Source organism: Armatimonadota bacterium, assembly GCA_013314775.1.
Taxonomy (GTDB): domain Bacteria; phylum Armatimonadota; class Zipacnadia; order Zipacnadales; family JABUFB01; genus JABUFB01.
In genome coordinates this window covers 189,580-210,140 of record JABUFB010000009.1, presented here as the reverse complement: position 1 = coordinate 210,140, position 20,561 = coordinate 189,580, and the positions used below count along the sequence as shown (strand labels likewise).

Genomic DNA, 20,561 nt, shown 5'->3' with positions numbered 1-20,561 from the left:
AAAACACCCCCGGCATGCGCGGGGGCGTTTTGTTTTGCATAGCCTGTCTCGCGGGATCGACGTCAAATTCGTCTCGCCCGGGCGACCCTCTCAAATACCGGGCTCCAAGGCGAGCCCTGCGTCTCCTCGAACTCCACCGTCCCCGCTCTGTCCGGTTCATAGATACTCGTCAGCAGTTTCGCGGCCACGTGCCACAGACGTTCGTAGTTGTCGACGCGCGTATCGAAGCGCTCCTCTTCCGGCATTCCCGCAGCCCGCACGAGACCGCGGAAGGCGTCTCGCGCCTGGGTATACAGGCCATCATCCCCTGAGTTTTCAGCATCCACCGAGCGTGCCACAGCCCACGCCTGGAGCATGGTTTCTTCCAGGAGCGCCGCGATCACGATTGCTGCGGGCCCCAGGTCAATGAACCGTTGCTGCGCGGCCTTCAACAATTCAGGATCGGGCGTTCGGAGGCCGGTCTCGGATGCGGCGATCTCGTCGAGGCGCTGGGCGAACTGGTCCCAGCGTCCCTGATCGGACAGGTAGTGGCGCGGTTGAGATTCATGCATACTGCGCGCCCAGCTCCTCGCGGTGGTGACGCCCTCAATGGGGTCTACGAGGCGGTCATAGGGCAGCAGTAGGCCGAGTTCGTCGGGCATTCCGAACAGGCAGAATTGCAGGTATGCGCGCTGCAGGGCGGGTACGGCCATGGCTGCGTTCAGGAAGGGCACGTGATGCAGGATGCGGGAAGCATAGAGGTCGAATCGCTCTCCCACGAACTGGGAGATCGCCACTGTATCCGCTGCTACCTCGGACACCAGCGCCGCGGCATGGTGCCAGTCCAGCGCCTGCCGATACTCGTCCCGGAAGCTCTCCACCGCCCCGTCGTAGGCCTCCTGCAGGGCGTCCTCTGCACCTTCTTTGTCCCCACTGGCGATGCATCGCCGGGCGATCTCGGTGACCGTCAGCCGCTGCGCCTCCTGGTTCAAACGCCCGAACTCCTCGAAGGCGGCCTGGTAAAACGCCAGGAAGTTCCCGCGCGAGAACACAACGTCCGGCCCCACGGCCGCCGTGGAAATCAGGTCCATGCCGATGTACTCGTGAATCAGCATGTGGCCGATCTCATGGGCGGTTTCGGTGGCGATGGTCTCGAGGGCAACCACGCCCTGAGACGGGATCTGGGCCACCTTGCATGCGGCGGACTGGGGCGGCTGAGTGGGGCCGCTGGGTTCGCCGCCGACCATGGGGCGTTCGCCGTGACTGACGATCCAGCAGCCGCGCGGGGTGAACTCCCGGGAATCGCGTGCATAGGAGCTCAGGCGCTTGAGCGCCACTGTGTGCAGGGCCCATAAGCCCACCACGATCTTGTGCAGGCTCATGGTGTGGGAGAACATGTGCTCGGCCTGGTAGCCCATTATCCCGTAGTAGGCCCCGTTCAGGCGCTGCGAGAAGCTGTCTCCCAGGAGCCTGAGCTCCGGCCCAAGACTCTCGGCGAAGTCGCCCAGCGCACTCGCGGCTTCCGCGGGCGTGCGTCCTGGTTGGTCGCCCTGCACCGCCCAGCGCTCTGCCAGAAGCCAGCGAAGGTGCCAGTACAAGTCGCCGAAAGTAGTGCGCAGGGCCTCGTTCTCCATGCTCCAGTCGCAGGCTTCATAAAAGGCGTGCAGTGAGTCTACGCTGGAGGCGGTGATGCTGCTGGAGAGCCCCTCCACAAGACGGTCCGATACAGCATCCAGGCTGAGATACCGGAAATCCGTGTGGCCGCGAGTCGGCCGTTCAGGGTCCCAGGCGCAGGTGCCGATCTCGCGCTCGAACTCGCCGATGCACAACTGCGTTGAGTGGACGTACCCCGACACGGCGGGCAGGAATTCGTTGTAGTATGTCTGCAGGAACTGCCTGGCGTTCACTTTCGGAATGCCAGGGTCGGAGTCGCTCTTGAAACAGATGGTCCCGTCCTCATGACCCAGTTCGTTGAGGAACTCCGGGAGCGCGCCTGTGGCAGGTAGTATCCTGTACACGCTCTCGCAGATGGCGTCGGTCCAGCCGGGCCGAATGCGGGTCTCGATGCGGGGTGCCCGGATCATGTCATCCGCCGCCACCTTGCGCAGTGCCGCAGTGCCGGCTCCCCTGCCGTGCCTGAACCCCACCACGCTATAGGTGCGCACAAAGAGCCGGGCGTGAGGGTCATTCGAGTCGGGCGGCACAGTCTCCCAGGTCTCTCGCGCCAGCGACTGCAGGTCCGATAAACGGTCGCTGAAGCGCACCAGCAGGACGTCATTCCAACCCAGGGTGCGGATGGCGAACCAGTTCTCGCTGAACCGCATCAGGGGCAGGTCCCACAACTGTCGAGGGTCTGTCAGGCCCGCGAGGTACCGGTCATCCAGCTTGCCATACATCATCAGGACCAAAGGCGGATGACTGGGGGCGTTCTCAAACAACTCCCGGGCGCGTTCGGCGGGCATGTAGCCATACTGGATATCCAGCTTGCGCACCCCGCGGGGGCGCCAGATGCGTCCAACATGCTCAAGGCGCCGGGTACGAACCAGGTAGAGCATATCCTGCCGGCCCATGCAGGCGTAGCGCAGGATGTCCCGGTCCTTGACTCCAAATGCGTTTCGAATGGCCTGCCGGAGTTGTTCCACGGGGCGGGCGGTGCCATGCAGCCGGAAGGGCACGATGCGAGCCAGTACCACTGCCACCCCATCGTAGGCGGGCTCACGGACATCGGCAGGTGATCCTTGGGTCTGCGCGGCTCTACGCTGGGGCGATCCGGACATCTGAGTCCTCCGTCAGGTCGGGCTGGCTGCCAACCGGGTCTTGTCGGTGGCCGTGAGAGGGAAAAGGCTGCCTGCGAGCAGCCTCTGGCATGATTGTAGCATGATTGAGAACCTGCGCCAATTGCGGTCGAACAATAGGAGGTTCTCCTCAGCCCGTCTACGCTCTGGCCGGCAACTTTGCGCCCCCACTCAGTGGCCGATCAGAACAACTTGTGGGTTCTCTGCTCCCACTTCAGCCCGGCCATGAACCGACGCAGTTCAAGCTCCAGTTCGTCGGCTACATCGGTGTCGTCCGGCAGGAGGTCGTTCTGTTCCCCCGGGTCGCGATGAACGTTGTACAACTCTGACCCGAAAGGCGCCACGATCTGCCTCGGCACCGCATCGGGGCTGCACTGCATGGCCTGCTTGCCCGTGTCCGCGATGTCCAGGTGAAAGCTCCAGTCCCGGTCGCGGATGGTCCAGGACTGCCCGTGGTGTCCCGTGACCACATACCGGCGCACACAATCAGTCTCGCCCTGCACCAGCGGGAGGATCGACGGCGCAGTCTCGCCGGGCGGGTGTGGGACGCCCAGGAAATCGTAAATCGTCGGCGCGATGTCGCACGACTGCACCAGCGCTTGGCTGCGCGTGCCGGAACCGGTTCCGTCAGGCATGCGCAGGATGAAGGGGATGTGCACCAGTTCCTCGTAGTTCCATGGGCGACCCTTCCGGATGATTCCGTGCTCGCCGAAAGGTTCGCCGTGGTCGGTCGTGAAAAGAATGAGAGAGTTGTCGAAGTACCCAAGCGCCTGGGCCGCATCCAGGAAGATGCCGACCCACTTGTCCAGGAAGTCCACCTCGCCCGCATAGAGCGCCTTGATATCCGCGAGTTCCGCCGGCGTCAGGTACCCGTCCACCGGCGAGGGCACCGGATCGATGATGCGCTGCCCCTCGTAGGCCGGATCGGCATAGCGAGCGTAGTACTCCTCGGGCGGGTCCCACGGCTCGTGGGGGTCGAAGCTGTCGATCCACAGGAGCAGGTTGTCTCGGCCCTGCATGCGTTCCAGCCACCGGATGGCGGCATTGAAAACCCGTGGGATGAAGTAGTCCTCCTCCCCCTTCCGCACCGAGATGTTCCGCAGGTATTGCATGAACTGTTCGCGGAACCACGCCGTGCGCTCGGTGAGTTCCGACGGCTTGAAATGCCGCTCCATGCCCGCGGAGATGTCAATGGACGGGTCAACAATCCAGGGATCATACTCCTGCCCGCGGATGAACTCCACGCTGTCGAATCCCCGCCCACAATTCATCCCCGGCTTGTGCATGTGGTACACGTCGGTGATGAGGCTCGTGGTGAAACCCTTGTCCCAGAGCCATTCGGCGAGAAGAATGTCGTCATGGTCGAAGGTTCGCCAGCCTCGGAAAGGGAGGGTGTAGCGACCGGTCCACATGGCGGTCCGGGCCGGCAATGTGGGCAGCCCTTCGCTGAAGGCCTGGTCGAAGACGAGAGATTCCGTGGCGAATCGGTCGATGTTCGGAGTGCGGATCCAGTCATTTCCATAGCAGCCCAGGTGGTCCCTGCGCAGGCTATCGCAGACGATCACGATGACGTTCATGATTACAGCTCCTCCTCGGATGATTGCCTGTCCGGCGCTTGGGTGCATGATGCCTGGAAGCCTTCCGGCAACCAGAACCGCAGGACGCCGTGAGCAACCCGGGCGCTGAAGGGCGTCTCGCCTTTCAGGTCGCCGTCGGACAGCAGCGGCGTGGGTTCGGGCGTCTCGACGCTCACCTCAATCCCGCTCCAGTGCTTGACGGAGGGGTGGGACAGGTGTTTCCCGCCCATGACGCGCAGCAGGTTCGGAACCACCGTTATTCTGGGAACATGCCCTACCGCAACCACTTCCAGCCGCCCGTCATCGATACGGGAGCGCGGCGAAATCGGGATTCCGGCCCCGTAGCTGATGGCGTTGGCCACGGCGAGCAGGAGCACTTCGCCCTCCCACTCCTGACCGTCCACTCGGATGCGCACCGGGGTAAGCCGGTAGTCCACAAGTTCCGCCGCCAGCGCCATGAGATACGCGGGCATGCCACTGACCCAGCGCACTCGCCGGTTGGTGCGCGCCGCGACCCGGGCGTCCAGGCCAATGCCCATCACATTGATGGACCATAGGGCGCCGTGGTTCACGTCCAGCAGATCAATTGGCCGCGGCGTGCCCGCCAGCACCTGCCGTGCGGCCCGCCTGGGGTCAATACTGATGCCGGCTGTGCGCGCAAAGTCGTTCCCGGTACCCGCAGGGATGACGCCCAGAGGGATATTCGTGCCTGCGAGGCCGTTTGCTGCCTCGGACAGGGAGCCGTCGCCGCCGCAGACGAAGACCGCCTCGCAGCCCGCCTCCGCAGCAAGATGGGCCTGTCTTGCGGCATCTCCGGGAGCTTCGCTGAGGCGCAGCTCCGGCGCCCAGCCTCCCTGCCGCAAGATGCGCAGAGCGATTTCCGCGGCTTTCAGACCCCGCCTGCGCCCCGACCGGGGATTGGCGATGAGCGCCACTCGCATGACATCGTCCCTGCCGGGGCTCCCCGGCTCGTGTGCAGGATTGCGCGGGCAACTGGGCGAACAATCCCACCAGCCCTTGCGCGTCAGAAAGGCCTCATGTACCATGTCGGGCAACAGGCTGAATGACGATCTCTGCCCGTCTTGCGGCGTGCCCGTCCCCCACTCGCGGCGCGGTTTGACCTGCCCGCATTGCGGCCACCCGTTCGACGAGCCCGTAGAAGGCCGGGCCGGCCACCTGACGCCCTTCGGCTACGGCGTCTGCGGGCTCATTGCGGGCGGGCAGATCGGCGCGGCCGTTGCTCTGACTGATCAGGCGATACGATTCGAGGACCCTCGACTCGTGCTATTCCCCATGCTCGGGGGACTGGCCTGCTGCCTTTTGGCCGCCTGGCTCGGAAGTCGTTTGGATGTGGGGGTGCGCCGGGGCTACGAAGTGGCCATATTCAGCATTATCGGCGGCACGTTCACCGTCTTCGTTCTGTCCCTGTGGGGTGTGAGCAGGACGGAGACACTCGCCGCCTGGGGAGCCGGAGTCGCTCTCGCCTGCGTGCCTTTCGTCCGCAGAGCGCTGTTCGCATTGAGAACCGAAGAGGGGAGACGCACCTGATGAGCATCCATGACACCATTTACGACAGTGCCCGGCGCGCGAAGGAAGCCGGTCGTGTCCTGCGCACGGCGTCGCCCGAACTGAAGAATCAGGCACTGTACAAGATGGCTGAACTCCTGCGGGCCAAGCATGCCGCGATCATCCGGGCCAACGCCATTGACATGGAGAACGGTGAGAAGCGCGGCCTGTCTTCGGCCATGCTGGACCGCCTGAAGCTCACCGATGAGCGCATCGAAGACATGGCCATGGCGTGCGAGGAGATCGCGGGTCTCGAGGACCCCGTGGGCGAGATCCTCGACCAGTGGGAGCGGCCCAACGGCATGCTTATCCAGAAAGTCGCTGTGCCCATGGGGGTAGTCGGGATCATCTATGAGTCGCGGCCGAATGTGACCGTGGACTCCACATGCCTGTGCATCAAGGCGGGCAACACTGTGCTCCTGCGCGGCGGGTCGGAAGCCATCAACTCCAACGTGGCGCTGGCCGAAGTCCTGCGCGACGCTTGCGCTGCCGTGGGCTTGCCCGAAAGCTGTGTGGAGATCGTCAAGGTCACCGATCGCGAAGCGGTGCGCGCGATGAGCCGCTGCGACCAGTACCTGAGCCTCATCATCCCCCGGGGCGGTCACGGGCTGATCCAGGCGGTCACCGAGAACGCGACGGTGCCCGTGCTCAAACATGACCGGGGGATGACCCAGATCTACGTGGACGAGACCTGCGATATCGACCTCGCGGTCAATGTGGTGCACAACTCCAAGGTGCAGCGGCCGGGCGTGTGCAACGCGGTGGAGAATCTCTACATCCACAGCGCCAATGAGACTGCCGCGAAGGCCATCCTGGAAGACCTGAAAGCCGCCGGTGTTGAGCTGCGAGGCTGCCCTCGGACCTGCGCGCTCATGGATGGCATCCTCCCTGCCACCGAGGAAGATTTCGACACGGAGTATCTGGAGCTGATCCTCTCCGTCAAGCTCGTGGACAGCATGGAAGAGGCCATTGAGGAGATCGAAAAGCATACCAGCGGCCTGACCGAGTGCATCATCACCGACAACCAGGCTAATGCCGACCGCTTCCTGGCCGAAGTGGATTCTTCGGCGGTTTACCACAATGCCTCGACCCGGTTCACCGACGGCGGGCAGTTCGGGCTGGGCGCCGAAATCGGCATCTCCACCGACAAGATCCACGCCCGAGGGCCCGTCGGCGTGCGCGAACTGACCATTTACAAGTATGTGGTCCGCGGAACTGGCCAGTGCCGAGACTCCGCGGACAAAGCCATGCAGACCGTACGGGTCAGGGAAACGAGGTAACCGAAGCAAGCAAGGGCGCCTGTGGTGCAGGCGTCCCGCCTGCGTCCCTGCCGGGAGAATCGCAAACTGTCGCATGGCGCAGGCGTCTCGCCTGCGTCCAATGCCGGAGCACGAGATCAATGGACAGCAGCCAGACCCGCCGGCAAGTGAGAGATGCTCGGCGCATCGTCATCAAGATTGGCACCCGCGTGGTCACCGGCACCGGACCGGGGCTCGACCTGGAGTTCCTGGACCGCCTTGCTCGCCAGGTGGCACGCTTGCATGAGCGTGATGTGCAGGTCTTGCTGGTCACTTCCGGGGCCGTGCATCTTGGCCGCCGGGCCCTGGGTGTGAAGAAGACCAGTGAAGACATCAGCCTGCGCCAGGCGGCCGCTGCGGTGGGGCAGCCCGAGCTCATGCGCAACTACATGGAGGCTTTCGGGGCCCACGGTCTTCTCACCGCGCAGATACTCATGACCCAGGATGACATGCGCGACCGGCACCGATATGTCCACCTGAGCAATACCCTGGAGACCCTTCTGCGCCGTGGCGTGGTGCCCGTCATCAACGAGAACGACTCGGTGTCCGTGGAGGGCGTCACTTTCGTCGAGAACGATCTGCTGGCGGCGATGATCGCGGCCAAGGCGCGCGCGGATCTGCTGCTCTTCCTCTCCGATGAAGAGGGCCTCTACACGGCTAACCCCCGGACTCACGGGGACGCGAAACTCATCGCCTGCGTGCTCCCGGACGACGATGTTGAGCGTTTCGCCGAAGGCGCCGGCGGACCGGAGAGCCGTGGGGGGATGCTCAAGAAGTGCGAGGCTGCGCGCCTCGCGGCAGATTGCGGAATCCCGGTGGTCATGGCCGACGGGCGCAAGCGCAATGTGGTGCTCGCAGTGCTGGAAGGCGAGCCGGAAGGCACCCTGTTCCTGAGCCGCGAATCCCTGTCTTCCCGCAAACTCTGGCTGGCCACCGCCGCACGGCCCAGCGGCTCGGTGCTCATCGATCAGGGAGCCTGCCGCGCATTGAGCCGGCCCGACGGGAGCAGCCTGCTCCCCGTGGGCATTACCGGAGTGGAGGGCAGCTTCGAGGCGGGCGACCTCGTGCGGGTGAAAGGCCCGGACGGCAGGGAGATCGCGCGAGGGATCGTGAACTATTCATCAGCCGATGTGGCGCTGATTCAGGGGCATCACACCCGCGAGATTGTGGATGTCCTGGGCCACGTCGGCCACGCGGAAGTGATTCACCGGGACAACATGGTTCTCACGGGAGACGGGCGGCGCAACTGCGCGGGGTGAGACTTGGACGAGCCGACGGCACCACACCCCTCGCGCTCCGCATCCGAAGCTCACAGTCCGTCCTTCTTCGACGTCGCAACTGTGGATGCGGGGAGAACCACGGGCGGCGCAACTGTGCGTGATCGGAGCCGTCAATGCATTTCTGGCGGCCCGACTCATCGGCCGCACACCGCAAGCAGCAGCGATTGGAGGGTGAAGGACATGGAGCAGGGCTACTTCGAAGGGTCTCTCCTCGTGGGTGTTGCTAACCCCGCAACAATGCCGCGCCTCATGCAGCTTGCCACCTGGGTCGCACTCACTGCGGGCTGCGACATCACCGCGACGCGCATCGTGACCGTGCCCGGGCACGACGTGCTCGACCTGCCCGACGACTCGCCCTCAATCGTGGAGGCCAACGAACTGCTGCGTGGTGCTGTGGAATGCGCGCGGGGGACCGGGGTGGCCGTGGACCCCTTCGTGGAAGTGGCCCGTTCGGTGCCTGACGGTCTCACGTCCGCCGTCCAGGTCGAAGGCGCCGGGTTGCTGATGGTGGGCTACTCCGATGACACCCCGCAAGTCTCAAAGGACGAGAAGGCTTTCGACCGGATCATGCATCAGGTCGCCCGTTCCGTGGCCTGCGACCTCGTGGTCTGCAAGTTCAGGGCGGACCGGACGGAGCGCATCCTTGCCCCGATCTCCAGCGACCCGGGGATGCGCGTCAGCGCCTTGGTCTGCCGGGCCCTGTCCGAGCAGACCGGGGCCGCCATCCGCTTCGTGCACATTGCCCCACCGGGTGCGCCGCCCAACGAGGGCGAGCCCATCTGGGAGCAATGCTGCCTCCACTACGGGCTCGATGAGATCGGGCAGTTCGAAACGATCCGGTGTGCAAACCCCGACGCGCGGCTTCTCGATGAGATCAACGCCGCTGATCTGGCGATACTTGTGACGCCGGCACGGCATGGTCTGGCTCAGGCTATCTTCGGCAATCAGGCCGAGCGCATCGCCAGCCAGGCGACGGCCACGGTTCTCCTTGCACGAGCCGGCTCGGCATAGGGTTTCGCCAAATCCCTCTTCACCAGTTCCTGCTACTCGGGTTCCGGGAGGTACCCCGCCGTGATCCGCATCGCCCTCACCTGTCTTGCGCTGTCCGCCGCCATTGCCTCCCAGGGGGCTCAGGTAACCTGTGGGCCCGATGGCCTCGCGCTGAGCTTCGCGGGACCAGCAGCTCCCCTGAACGTGGTCCTGGGCTACGAGGCCCGGGACGACGCGGGTCTCGCGTTCCGCACTGCCGCTGCATTACCCGATGGTGACGGCGGCTACACCTTCACGCTGGAAGGCCCGGACAGCGAAAACGCGTCCGTGACGGTCACCCTTGAGCCACGGGGCGATGGCATCCGGGTGCTGGGGCATGTTCGGCATAGCGGCCCGTCGCGCAAGTGGAACCCGTGGACCAGCGGCTGGCGCCTGGAGTACTCGCAGCCTGTCCATTCCGCCGACACGCGCCCCGTGACACGCTGGATCAAGCCCACCGGGGAGCACCCATGGGAGGTTCCCGGCGACACCCTCTACCCCGACACCGAATGCCAGGTGAGGCGGGTGTGTTTTGGCGATCCCGACGGGGATGCGACCGGCTGCCTTGTGATGGTTAGCCCCCAGTACGACCCTGACTGGATCTACGGTAACACCCCCCAGCGTGCAGGGCTTGTGCGGATGGCTCCATCGGGAGAGGATCCTGCGGAGTGCCGGCTGGACCTGTGTTTCCTCACCGTTAGGCCGGGTGTCCTCGAACCCGTCGTCTGGGCTGCCCGCGCTGCCGGGCGACCGGTTGCGATCCGGCTTGAGACCGGGCGCACCGGGAACCTCTTCGCGCCGGGAGAGCGCGTTCCGGTCACCTGCGAGGTCGCCAATGTCACGAAGGCTGCCCGCGACTGCACCGTCCGCCTGCAGGTGCATGACTACTGGGGCCGCGAGTTGCTGGCCGAGACAGAGAGACTGAGCCTGCAGCCGGACGCGCGCCGCACACTCACCCACGAGCTGCCCGCCGGGGATCGGGGCGTCTGGTTCGTGGATGCGGTGGCGTCCTGGGACGGAGGCACGGAGCCGGTGCGTACCACCGTGGGCATCCTGCCTGAACGCAAGGCAACAGGACCTGCCGCCGACTCGCCCTTCGGGATGGCGGCCCTCATCGCCGCCCCGGAACGGTACCCTGACCAGTACCCCGCCGAGACCGTCCTGCCCCTCATGGAGCGCATCGGCGTCCGCTGGGTGCGCAAGGGCTGGTTTCCCTTCAAGGAGCACATCAGCGCGGAAGAAGAGCGGCAAGTCAGGCAGGACATTGATCTCCTGACGCAGCACGGGATCCTGCCCCATGTTCAACTGGGAAGCAGCCTGCCGAAGCCCGAGGAACTCGATGCCTTTCGCGCGCGACTCGAGGCGTCGCTGAGCAGGTTCGCGTGGGTATCCGACTACATCGAAATCGGCAATGAGCTGAATCACGCCGGGGTGTCGGGCGAGCAGTACGTGGAGAACATGCTCAAGACGGTGCATGAGGTCATGCGTCGCGTTCACCCGGCCGGGAAGATCATGTGCATGGGCCTTGGCGGTGTGACCCGTAAGTGGCTTGGAGAGTTCGTCGAGGCTGGCGGTATGGAGCTAATCGACGTGCTCTCCGTGCACCCCGGCTGCCACCCCAGGGCCCCGGAGTATTGGGAAGGCTGGCACGGGTGGGTTTTCCGGCCCCAGATGCTGGATGCGGTGAAAGCCGCTCGGCAGGCCGGGGGCAAGGAAGTGTGGATCAGCGAATCATACGCACCCACGCCGCCGGGACGCTCCCAGGTGGACTTGCGCACCAGCGCCGACTATCTGGTCCGCAACTACATCTGCTCCCTGGGGATCGGCGTCCGGGTGAACGAGTGGTACCAGTTCCAGGATGGGGTGTGGTTCGCTCAGCGCCCGAACCCGGATGACATCGAGTACAATTTCGGCATCGTCTACACGGACCTCACGCCCAAGCCCGCATATGTGGCGTACGGAACGATGACTCAGCAGCTTGAAGGCGCGCGCTATGTGGGCCGACTGGATCTGGGCGCCGACGACCTGTATGCCGCGCGGTTCGAGCGCGAAGGCGAGACTGTTGACGTGCTCTGGAGTTACCGCGAGAAACACGAGACCGATCTGCCCTGGTGGCCGCCCGAGGACTACAAGGACGCGTCACGCAAACCCGCGGAGCCCTGGGTGGAACGCTGGAAGCAGCCTGTGGAGGTGACGCTTCCCGCGGCGGGGACTGTGACCGTGACGGACATCATGGGCAATGCGAGAACGCTGACGCCGGAAGGCGGTACCGTGACACTGGCTTTGACCGGCTCGCCCGTGTACGTGAATGGTATCGGGCAGATGGCCACGCTGGAAGCCTTCTGGCAGGAGATTCCCTGAGCGGCGGGAAACTGGGGCAGAGGAGACATGCCGGTGGAGCAGTCCTAAGGAGGGAGTACGTATGCGTACCCTTGTGGTATTAGCGGCCATACTCGCAGCAACATCGGCGGCGATAGCCGCACCGACCCTTGAGGCGCTGAAGCTCACAAACAGGATCCCGGTCATCGACGGGAAGGTGGCGGACGATCGAGCCTGGGAGGGAGCGAATGAAGCCTCCAGTTTCGCGCTTCTGGGCAAACCCGATGCCCTGGCCACGCGCGCCACGAAAGCGATGTTTGCCTATAACGACCGCAATCTCTACGTGGCATTCGTCTGTGATGAGCCCGACATGAACGCGCTGGTGACAAAGGTCACCGAGGCAGACGGACAGGTGTACCTGGACGACTGCGTGGAAGTGTTCATCGGGCCCTTCAGGGATCGTGCGCGGTACTATCACTTCGTGGTCAATGCCGCAGGCGTCCTGCGGGATGAGATCGGGCAGGATGCCACCTGGAACAGCGGCGCACGCGTGGCTGCCGCGAGAGGGGACCAGTCCTGGAGCGCCGAAATTGCCATTCCCCTGGCCGCCCTGGACCTGGATCACACCGTGGGCACCACCTGGGCCGCTAACTTCTGCCGCGAGCAGCAACCGGCCGGCGAAGTCAGCTCCTGGGCGCCCTGCAAGTCCGGATTCCATGAGCCCGGCAGTTTTGGCGAGATTACCGGGGTTGCGCCAAGAATCGCGCCCCTGGTTGCGGGTACGCTCCGCGGACGGATCAGCGATCTGTCAAGAGAACTCGCGGCGATCCGCGGCGAGGCTGACGGTTACGCGGTGGAACTGTCCCAGGCTCGGGCCTTGTCGGGCGCATGCGCCCTGTTCGAGGGGAGACTGACCAATGCTGCCCGAGATCTTGCGCGCCGTCGCGACGAGGCCACAGTGAAGTCTGCCGGGTCTACGGTCGACGAGGCGCAGGCCGCTCTGCCGGAACTCAAGGCCCGCCTGGCCAAGCTGTCTCTCGTGCAGGCTGCAGGGCGCAGGGGTTACGTCGCCTGCACCGAAAGCACCATGACCAAAGTGCGGCCTGACAAACCTTACTCCGGCACCCCGGCGCAGTCGGTCAGCCTGTCACTGGCACGCAATGAGTCCGAAGCTGCCCAACTCGTGGTGGTTCCTCTGGACCGGGCACTGCGCGACGTGCAGGTCGAGGTGTCTGATCTCAAGGGGCCGCGCAAGTCGACGCTGCCCGCTTCGGCCATTGACGTGAACGTGGTGGGCTATGTTGACGTGAAGCAGAAGTCCGGCCGCTCTCCGGGTGAACCGGGGTTGTACCCGGACCCCCTCCTGCCCGCGGAGCCCGTGGATGTGGAGAAGACCCGGGTGCAGTCGTGGTGGATCACCGTGCATGCCCCCCGGGACCAGCCCGCGGGCATTTACCAGGGCTTCGTGACGGTGAAGCCGGAGAACGCGGATGAACTGCGCCTGCCTTTCACCGTCCGGGTCTGGGACTTCACCCTTCCCGTGGCGTCGCGCTTGCGCGGGTCATACGGAGTGGGGATGGGTTCGGTTTGGCCCTACTATGACATCGCTCCCGGGCCGGGCATCCCATCGGGCTGGATCGGCGGCGCCTGGACTGGCGCCGACATGAACGGCGTGCCCAACTACTTCGGCAATATCGAATACAAGATCGCCTTCGACTATGAGGACAAGCGCGACGGCAGACGCTCGCTGCGCGTGAACGTGACCAAGGTCGAGAAAGGCGCCGTTGAGTGGCCCCGATTCTGCTACTACACTCCACCGCTGGAACTGGAACCGGACACCGACTACGAGTTCAGCGTCTGGTACAAGACGGGGGCGAACGATCCGGACGGCCCGTCGGGATACTTCGGACCTGCCGGCAGCATCGTCTGGCCCCCAACCAGCGGCCAGTGGCAGCAGGCAACCTACAGCTTCAACTCCGGCAACAAGGAAGGGATTCGCGTCTACCTCAAGGCCGAGCGCGTGGGAACCTACTGGTTCGACCGCGCAAGACTCGTGCGCAAGGACGACGCTCTGGGCGAAAACCTGCTGCCCAATCCGGACTTCGAGCAGGGCGATGACACCGCCCGCGACCGGATCTTCGACGCCTACATGCTCAACGCCATCAAGCACCGGGCCAGCCCCACCAGCCTGGTCGGGCCCGATATCAGCACCGATGCCTCGGGCCGCGTCGTTATGGACTGGACGCGATTCGATGAGAAGATGCGCATGTACATCGACGCGGGCCTGAATGCCTTCAACGTCTTCTGGTGCCAATTGCCCAGCGGCTGGGGAACCGTGGAAGCGGTGGCAGATGAGGCCCGCATTCAGCGCAGCATGGACCTGCTCCAACAGACCCAGGCCCACCTTGACGAGATGGGCTGGACGCATCTCGCATACATTTACACCATCGACGAACCGGGCTGGCAGGCTTTTCCCCAGGTGAAACGGGCTTTTGAGCTTGCTCACACCGCTGCGCCGAAGCTCAAGACGCTGCTCACCTACGGCTATGGGGCGAGTAGACCCATCGAACCCGGTGCGCCGCGCTATGCCGATCTCGCGGGCTACGTGGACATTCACGTGCCCCATTCCGACTGCTATGAGCCGATCTACCTGAAAAAGCGCCAGGAGATGGGCGATGAGATCTGGGCCTATGTGTGCATCTCCGCCCAGCGCCCGTACCTGAACAACTGGGCCATCGACTATCCGGGCATGGATCACCGCCTGCTCTTCTGGCAGCTGTTCGACCACGACATCACCGGGTTCCTCTACTGGCAGATCACCTACTGGCAGGTGAACCCGTGGGAGGACACGCTCACCTACCCAGGCGGCAATGGCGACGGTTCGCTGATCTACCCCGGCCCCGACGGCCCGGTGAACTCGGTGCGCTTCGAGCTGAACCGCGATGGCACCGAAGACTATGACATGCTGGTGATGCTGCGCGATGCAATTGCTGCCCTGAACGCAAAGGGCATCCGGGTGAATGAGGACGCACTGCTGGAGTTCCCGCAACTCACGAAGTCCTGGACGGAGTACAGTGAGGACCCGCGGGTGCTTGAGAACCTGCGGGAGCGCATCGGGGATCGGCTGGAGCACTATACGCGCGTACTGAGCAGATAGCCGGCCGCTAAGAGCCAAGGAGACGCGCCCCTGCCCGGTTCAAAGGCAGGGGCGCGCTGTTGCTGTTCCAGGGCTGATGCTCAGTACTTCCCCCGCTCGTAACCCGCCAATCCGATCTTTTCCACCGGAATCTCCTCGAAGCCCAGGGCGAAGGCGGGGGAGTCCGGCTGCAGACGGTAGTCGTCCTTCGCCGGGTCCAGGAAGAGCGGGTCCGCAACCACCGAGTTGGTGTCGTAGCCCTTCTCGCGCCACGCCTCCAGGCTCATTCCCAGGAAGTTCACCGCCGGTTCCGCGGCGGCGCTCCAGTAGAGGTTATGGTCACATTCGGCCAGGACATTCTCGTTCCAGCCGCCGGCGCGAATCATGTTCCCGCCCGGTTTGAGCCGGTAGACGATGTTCCGCCGGAACACGTTGTCCACCATCTGCGCGCCGATGTTGTTGAACTCGCACTGCTGCTCGGTGGAGTCCACGAAGATATTATTCTCAATGATGTTCTTCTGCCCGCCGTGAATGTGCACCCCTCCGCGGTAGTTCCGCACGCAGATGTTGCCCACGATATGTGCGCTGCTGGAGTGGTCGTCCATGTAGATGCCCCAACTGTAGTACGGCGTCGCGAAAGTGCCGTCGGGCATGGCCTTGAGGCCCACGGTATCGGTGACCAGGTTGTAGCGGTAGATGTTGCCGGGGGCCTCCCGATTGCGCACACAGCTCTCGATGCCGCCGGTGTCATTGGTCTCCATGTTAGTGCGGCGAATCTCATTGAACTCCACTACATTGTTGCCCTGGTTCATCTTGATGCCGATGGCATATCGCGGGCAGTCGGTGATAAGGTTGTGGGCGATGAGATTGCCCGGCTCATTGGTGAGAGCGGGGTCGCGCCGGCCGATGTACACCCCCGCAACATGCTTGTAGATGAGCCCGATGTGCCGCATGGTGCAGCCCGCAACGATGTTGGAGTGGGGGAAAGGCCTGTCGCCTTCGCCACCCACCATGAACACACCGTTCTGCCCGACATATTCCACCAGGTTACCCAGGAAGCGGTTCTCCCGTGCGTCCCCTTTGAGATTCAGGGCGCTTCCACCGATGCGAGTGAAGGTGCACTTCTCGATGAGGCAGCCGGTGGCGTCCTCAATCCAGACGGCCGCGTCCGGCGGATAGTACGGGCTCTCTATGGTCGGGCTGTAGGCCGTATCCATGAAGGTCAGGCCAATCAGTTCGATGTTCCCCGCGCTGTCGCCCTCGCCCGCCGCGCCTTTGATGTGGATGATACGGTCGGAAACAGGCGCCACGATCTCCTTCTGCCGGAAGTCCGCGCTCTGCGGCCAGTAGCGGAGTGTTCCCGTCTCCCGGTCGAGATACCACTCGCCGGGGGTGTCCAGTTCCTCGGGGATGTTTTCGAGGAAGTAGTGGTTGCCGGGCCGGATCTCCTGGGCCGCATCGCGCTCTCCGAACGACACCACACCTTCCTCCAGGTTGATCTCGGCGACCGGCTCGATGGAGCTCACCCAGCCCCAGGCGGGGAAGACGTGCATTTCAATTTCGTCCGGCCGCGACCATGCCTTGAGTTCGCCGGGGTCGAAGCCGAAGTCCCGGCGGCTCGCGGGGAGGTTCACACTGAGTTCCCGGCCCTGACTCTTCACGAAAGTCTCCCCGTGGACCACGATCATGTGGAAACCTTCAGCGGGCGGCTGCGGGGGTGTCCCCTCCGGGATCCAGTCCGGGTCATCACACAGCACGAAGGCGTCGTAGTTCAGGCCGCCGCCCTCGACGTTGGTCCACCGGATTCGCCGCTTGCCCGCCTCGAGATGCAGCGTGGCGTTCTTCGCGGACCACTTCCACGACTGCCAGCCGCCGGTGTCCTGGAGATTCTGCAGGAGAACCGGTTCGCCGCCATCCACAGTGAAGCTCACGCGCCCGCCCATGTCATTGCGCCCGAAAGGCTGGTTGTGGGCACCGTAGTAGTGGAAAACGTTGTAGTCACCGGTGGCGGGGATTTCCACTTCCCACTCCATGAAATCCCCCCGGTTGTGGATGTTGGCAACCGCCGATCCGAACTGCCCCTTCGCGCGCCTGCTGGGCTTCGCGAACAGGAAGCCGCCCGTGTACGGGTTCTCGGGGTCCGCATTGGGGTAGCGCGCGCGGGTGGCCCAGTCATCTCCAACACGCAGCAGTCGGAAGTACCAGTCGCCGTCGGCCACGCCCGGCACGATGGTCGAGTAGATGCGCCCGTCTTCAGTGGACCACTCGTCAGCGATGGGTCTGCCCGAACTCAGGACAACTTTCTCGCCTTCGGCGGCCTGCCAGCGCACAGGGCTGCCGGGCGACCCGGAATCCTCGGGCCCCATGACGAGGGGCGCGGGCAGGAAGTAGGTGCCCGCGCGGAGCGTGACGGTCACGGGCCGCCCTGGACTGGCGAGCCGCGCATCGCGCACCGCCGCCTGGGCTCGGTGGGGGGTGGCGAAGGGACCGTCGTTGCGCGCGGCATTGGGCGCGGCGAGGGTCCCGGACCAGGCGTCGTTTCCGTCCGGGGCAACGAAGAACCCCGCCGCAAGCGACGGCAGAGTGCAGACAAGCAGCGCGCCAAGGGCAGTGGCAAAGATCGTGGCGGACATGGTTGGCCCTCCTTGCGGGGCGGTCCTGTTACTGCGGCTACTGTCTCCCGAACACCACCGTTATCTCCGGCGACTTCTCGCCCGCGAACAGCCTGCCCTGGGTGTAGAGCCAGTTGGGGACGCTGCTATAGACCTGCCAGTCGGCACTGCTCTCCACCCACGTGCCGTCAGCGAGTTGCGCCGCCAGGGCAAGTCCCGTGAATTTGTAGCAATCCCCGCCGGCGTTGGTAAGTTGCAGCTTGTTCTCCATCTCCACGAGCCCAAGCTGCTCGGGAGACAGGTCGATCACCGTCTCCTGCCAGGCGGAAAGCGTGCCTTTATTCGCAGGCACGAGACCAATTCGCTCGCCGTTGAGCAGGATGTACTTGTCGCGGTACTGCTCCTCGCCGTTGGAGTCGAAAACGCGGATACGGAGCTTCGCGGCCCGGATCGACTTGAGCTGCTCCGCCGTCACCGAAGCCTGCGCCTGGCGCCGTTCGAGGCGGGTCTCCGGCACCGCCTGCACGCTCACTCGCCGGAAGTCCTGGGAAATGGCAAAGGGCAGGTTTTCGGCAGGCACCGGAGCTGCGGCCACCGGCAGGTCGGCGATTACGTAGCCGGAGACTGTGACATCCGGACTGCTGAAAGGCTGGCTGCCGCCGCTCGGAATGTCCGCGGTTATCTTCACCGTGCGCCCCGCGCAGGGCTTCAGGTCGAGACAGTGCAGGATCCAGTCTTCACCGTCACTGCGCCGGGTCTTGAGCACTTCACCATCGACTCGGACCGCGCTGAAGTCCACACCCCGCGAGGTCCCGCCAATGATGAGGTACAGATCACACCGGGGCATTTCGCCAGGGGGAACGGCGCAGCTGATCTCCACGGTTGACGCTCCACCGTCGTCCATGGTCGCCTTGCCGGATGCCTGAACCGTCGTGGCGGGCCGGGCAGGGATGGCGGCTGACGGAGTGCCTGGAGTGAGCTCGAAGGCCATCACGCTGCATGCTGGAAGGGTGAGAGTGATCGGGGCGCCCGAGGTGAACGCAGCGGGTAGCGACTCTACCCACGGGTAAACCGCACGCGCCTTGAAAGGTCTGCCGGTGGGGCCGCGGTACTTCACGGACTTGTCGAAGGGGACGGTGATCTCTTGATCGAAAGGCGCAGGATTGCGCAGGCACAAGATCCCGGTGTCATCCAACCAGTGGGCGTACCCATAGGGCTCCCCAAGACGCGGATCGCCGCCTACCATGATCACCTTCTCGAGCACCCGGTGGTTGTCCGTGGCCCAGCGCGTGGCTTTCCCCAGCACTCGCCACCAGTCCTGGTCCAGCAGGTCCGGGGTCACGTAGAGCTCCTTGAGTTGCACCCCGCGGCCGTAGTACATCACACAGTAGTCGGACCACTCCCTCAGTGTCTCCTGGTTTCCGCCCAGCCTGCAGAGGCGGCCATGGATGATGCCGTGGGTCATCATCGCCGACACCGGCACCAGATGGCCCTGCTCGCGGTAGACTGTGTGGAAGTGGGCATCGCGGTAGCTCATGGCCCACTCGCGCGGGGAAAGCTGGGGGTAATCCTTGTTGTAGCCGAAGTCATTGGCGCACATCCAGATGCTGTCGGCATGCTGGAGCCACCAGGGCGACAGCCAGACGTTGGAGGTCACGTTCAGGAAGATACCCGGCTGCAGTTCGCGCTCGTAGGCAAGCAGATCCAGCTCGGCATCCAGGTTCGCCTCATGCCCGTGGCGGTCGTCGGGAAGGTGACCGTGGCCGTCGGCGCTGCAACGCAGAGAATTGAAGTCATGTTTGTAGTAGGAGAGATTGCCCTGGGTGATGATCCGTTTCGTGGCCTCACGGATGGCCGCATTGTACTTCGGTCCCACCAGGCAGTAGAAGCCCCCGCGATTGGACTTCTCGTAGCCCTGCGCCGCGCCCCACTCCGTGTTGAGATTGGTGCCGTTGAGGGGCATCCAGATGCCCATGCGCGTCCCCCGGGCCTCGAGAGCTTCCCGTAGTGGCGCGAAACCGTCCGGGTAGAGATTCTTCCGGGGCATCCAGATAGACTCCCCGTCCTGCCAACCGTCATCCGGCACGAAGGCGTGCATCGTCAAGCCGTAGGGCTCCAGCAGGTTTTCGCGGAAGCCTTCGTAGGTGGACACGAGATTGTCCACGGTCAGTTCGTTCCCGCGCCAGTCATACCAGCTGTTGTACTGCATGAAGTCCCGGCTCGGAATGCGGATAGTGTCCACGTAGTCGCTGAATGCAAGCTCAATGGGGTCGTCGGGGCTTCCGGTGCCGATGACCGCGGTCTTGCTCTGCACGCGCCACAGACCGGACCCAGCGTCCTGCTCGCGAGGCAGCCCGGGATAGTGGACCAGGGTGATCCGGCCCTCGACCGCCAGGTTGTCGGCGCCTGGGTACTCCAGGCCCGCGAACCAGTCATCGCCCATGAATACCGGCTCGCCGCGGCCTCCCGGCTTGCGAACAGTGGGCAAGTGACTGCGGAAGCGCTCGACCGCCAGGGAGTCTACCGCGCCGCGGGCTCTCATCGCGAGAACCAGCGTCTTGCGCAGGTAGGGCTCATCGGTGAGAGCATAGATCACCGTGACTGACTGCGGCTGGTCATCAGCCACCGGCGAGCGCGGGGTGTAGTGGACCCGCACCTCGGCACGCGAGTCCGTGAGGTCAACCAGCGGCCGGCCCTGGGCCACGTAGTTGCCGATGCCCAGTTGCGCGCCGTCCATCATGGTGATGAAGAACTCGTCGCTATCCGTGACCAGCGGGTCGGAGCCATCGGCGCGAGCGATGCTCACCGTGCGCCAGGTGTCGTCGATCAGCGCCAGCTCGCGCACCACGTGGTCATTAGCCAGACACAGGCGGTCGGGCTGGAGGTCCACGGTGACGCCGGCCAGAGCAGATAAGGGGATCAGGACTGCGAGGCAGAGGGTACAGGCGACGCGCATGGAGCTCACCTCGG

General features: G+C 64.4%; 11 protein-coding genes. 6 read left to right on the top strand and 5 right to left on the bottom strand.

The window, feature by feature from the left end; translation table 11 throughout:
* Positions 1–62 precede the first annotated feature (62 nt).
* From HPY44_12195 to HPY44_12185, 3 genes are all read right to left on the bottom strand, one after another.
* Positions 63–2,756 carry a hypothetical protein gene (locus HPY44_12195; protein NSW56768.1) on the bottom strand — a complete coding sequence of 898 codons (2,694 nt, stop codon included), beginning with the start codon at positions 2,754–2,756 and terminating at the stop codon, positions 63–65.
* A 200-nt stretch (positions 2,757–2,956) separates the two neighbouring features.
* Positions 2,957–4,351 (bottom strand): sulfatase, encoded by a 1,395-nt coding sequence (locus HPY44_12190; protein ID NSW56767.1) that lies wholly within the window; start codon positions 4,349–4,351, stop codon positions 2,957–2,959.
* A 2-nt stretch (positions 4,352–4,353) separates the two neighbouring features.
* The gene (locus HPY44_12185; protein NSW56766.1) at positions 4,354–5,292 is read right to left on the bottom strand and encodes a diacylglycerol kinase family lipid kinase; all 939 of its coding nucleotides are present in this window, start codon (positions 5,290–5,292) and stop codon (positions 4,354–4,356) included.
* 103 nt (positions 5,293–5,395) lie between these two features.
* Between HPY44_12185 and HPY44_12180 the strand changes: the two genes are divergently transcribed.
* The 6 genes from HPY44_12180 (at position 5,396) to HPY44_12155 (ending at position 15,000) form a co-directional block, all read left to right on the top strand.
* A complete protein-coding gene (locus tag HPY44_12180; protein ID NSW56765.1) occupies positions 5,396–5,899 on the top strand; it encodes a hypothetical protein in 504 nt (167 codons plus the stop codon).
* Positions 5,899–7,197, top strand: a complete 1,299-nt coding sequence (locus tag HPY44_12175) for a glutamate-5-semialdehyde dehydrogenase (GenBank protein ID NSW56764.1) — start codon at positions 5,899–5,901, stop codon at positions 7,195–7,197. The genes HPY44_12180 and HPY44_12175 overlap by 1 nt, the downstream gene beginning before the upstream one ends.
* A 119-nt stretch (positions 7,198–7,316) precedes the next feature.
* Positions 7,317–8,474 (top strand): glutamate 5-kinase, encoded by a 1,158-nt coding sequence (gene proB / locus HPY44_12170; protein ID NSW56763.1) that lies wholly within the window; start codon positions 7,317–7,319, stop codon positions 8,472–8,474.
* Between the two features lie 201 nt (positions 8,475–8,675).
* Positions 8,676–9,506 (top strand): universal stress protein, encoded by an 831-nt coding sequence (locus tag HPY44_12165; protein ID NSW56762.1) that lies wholly within the window; start codon positions 8,676–8,678, stop codon positions 9,504–9,506.
* Positions 9,507–9,566: 60 nt separating this feature from the next.
* Positions 9,567–11,885, top strand: a complete 2,319-nt coding sequence (locus tag HPY44_12160) for a hypothetical protein (protein NSW56761.1) — start codon at positions 9,567–9,569, stop codon at positions 11,883–11,885.
* A 61-nt stretch (positions 11,886–11,946) separates the two neighbouring features.
* The gene (locus HPY44_12155; GenBank protein NSW56760.1) at positions 11,947–15,000 is read left to right on the top strand and encodes a DUF4091 domain-containing protein; all 3,054 of its coding nucleotides are present in this window, start codon (positions 11,947–11,949) and stop codon (positions 14,998–15,000) included.
* Positions 15,001–15,080: 80 nt separating this feature from the next.
* Here HPY44_12155 and HPY44_12150 read toward each other — a convergent pair whose 3' ends face one another.
* Complete coding sequence (locus HPY44_12150; GenBank protein NSW56759.1) at positions 15,081–17,612, bottom strand: right-handed parallel beta-helix repeat-containing protein; 2,532 nt, start codon at positions 17,610–17,612, stop codon at positions 15,081–15,083.
* A gap of 37 nt (positions 17,613–17,649) precedes the next feature.
* The gene (locus tag HPY44_12145) at positions 17,650–20,547 is read right to left on the bottom strand and encodes a hypothetical protein (GenBank protein NSW56758.1); all 2,898 of its coding nucleotides are present in this window, start codon (positions 20,545–20,547) and stop codon (positions 17,650–17,652) included.
* Positions 20,548–20,561: the final 14 nt, after the last annotated feature.

What these genes read in the sequence shown, in the direction of transcription:
- HPY44_12185 (NSW56766.1), bottom strand. Translation starts at nt 5,292, where the DNA reads ATGCGAGTGGCGCTCATCGCCAATCCCCGGTCGGGGCGCAGGCGGGGT.
- HPY44_12175 (NSW56764.1), top strand. Translation starts at nt 5,899, where the DNA reads ATGAGCATCCATGACACCATTTACGACAGTGCCCGGCGCGCGAAGGAA.
- proB (NSW56763.1), top strand. Translation starts at nt 7,317, where the DNA reads ATGGACAGCAGCCAGACCCGCCGGCAAGTGAGAGATGCTCGGCGCATC.
- HPY44_12150 (NSW56759.1), bottom strand. Translation starts at nt 17,612, where the DNA reads ATGTCCGCCACGATCTTTGCCACTGCCCTTGGCGCGCTGCTTGTCTGC.
- HPY44_12145 (NSW56758.1), bottom strand. Translation starts at nt 20,547, where the DNA reads ATGCGCGTCGCCTGTACCCTCTGCCTCGCAGTCCTGATCCCCTTATCT.
- HPY44_12190 (NSW56767.1), bottom strand. Translation starts at nt 4,351, where the DNA reads ATGAACGTCATCGTGATCGTCTGCGATAGCCTGCGCAGGGACCACCTG.
- HPY44_12165 (NSW56762.1), top strand. Translation starts at nt 8,676, where the DNA reads ATGGAGCAGGGCTACTTCGAAGGGTCTCTCCTCGTGGGTGTTGCTAAC.
- HPY44_12180 (NSW56765.1), top strand. Translation starts at nt 5,396, where the DNA reads ATGTCGGGCAACAGGCTGAATGACGATCTCTGCCCGTCTTGCGGCGTG.
- HPY44_12155 (NSW56760.1), top strand. Translation starts at nt 11,947, where the DNA reads ATGCGTACCCTTGTGGTATTAGCGGCCATACTCGCAGCAACATCGGCG.
- HPY44_12195 (NSW56768.1), bottom strand. Translation starts at nt 2,756, where the DNA reads ATGTCCGGATCGCCCCAGCGTAGAGCCGCGCAGACCCAAGGATCACCT.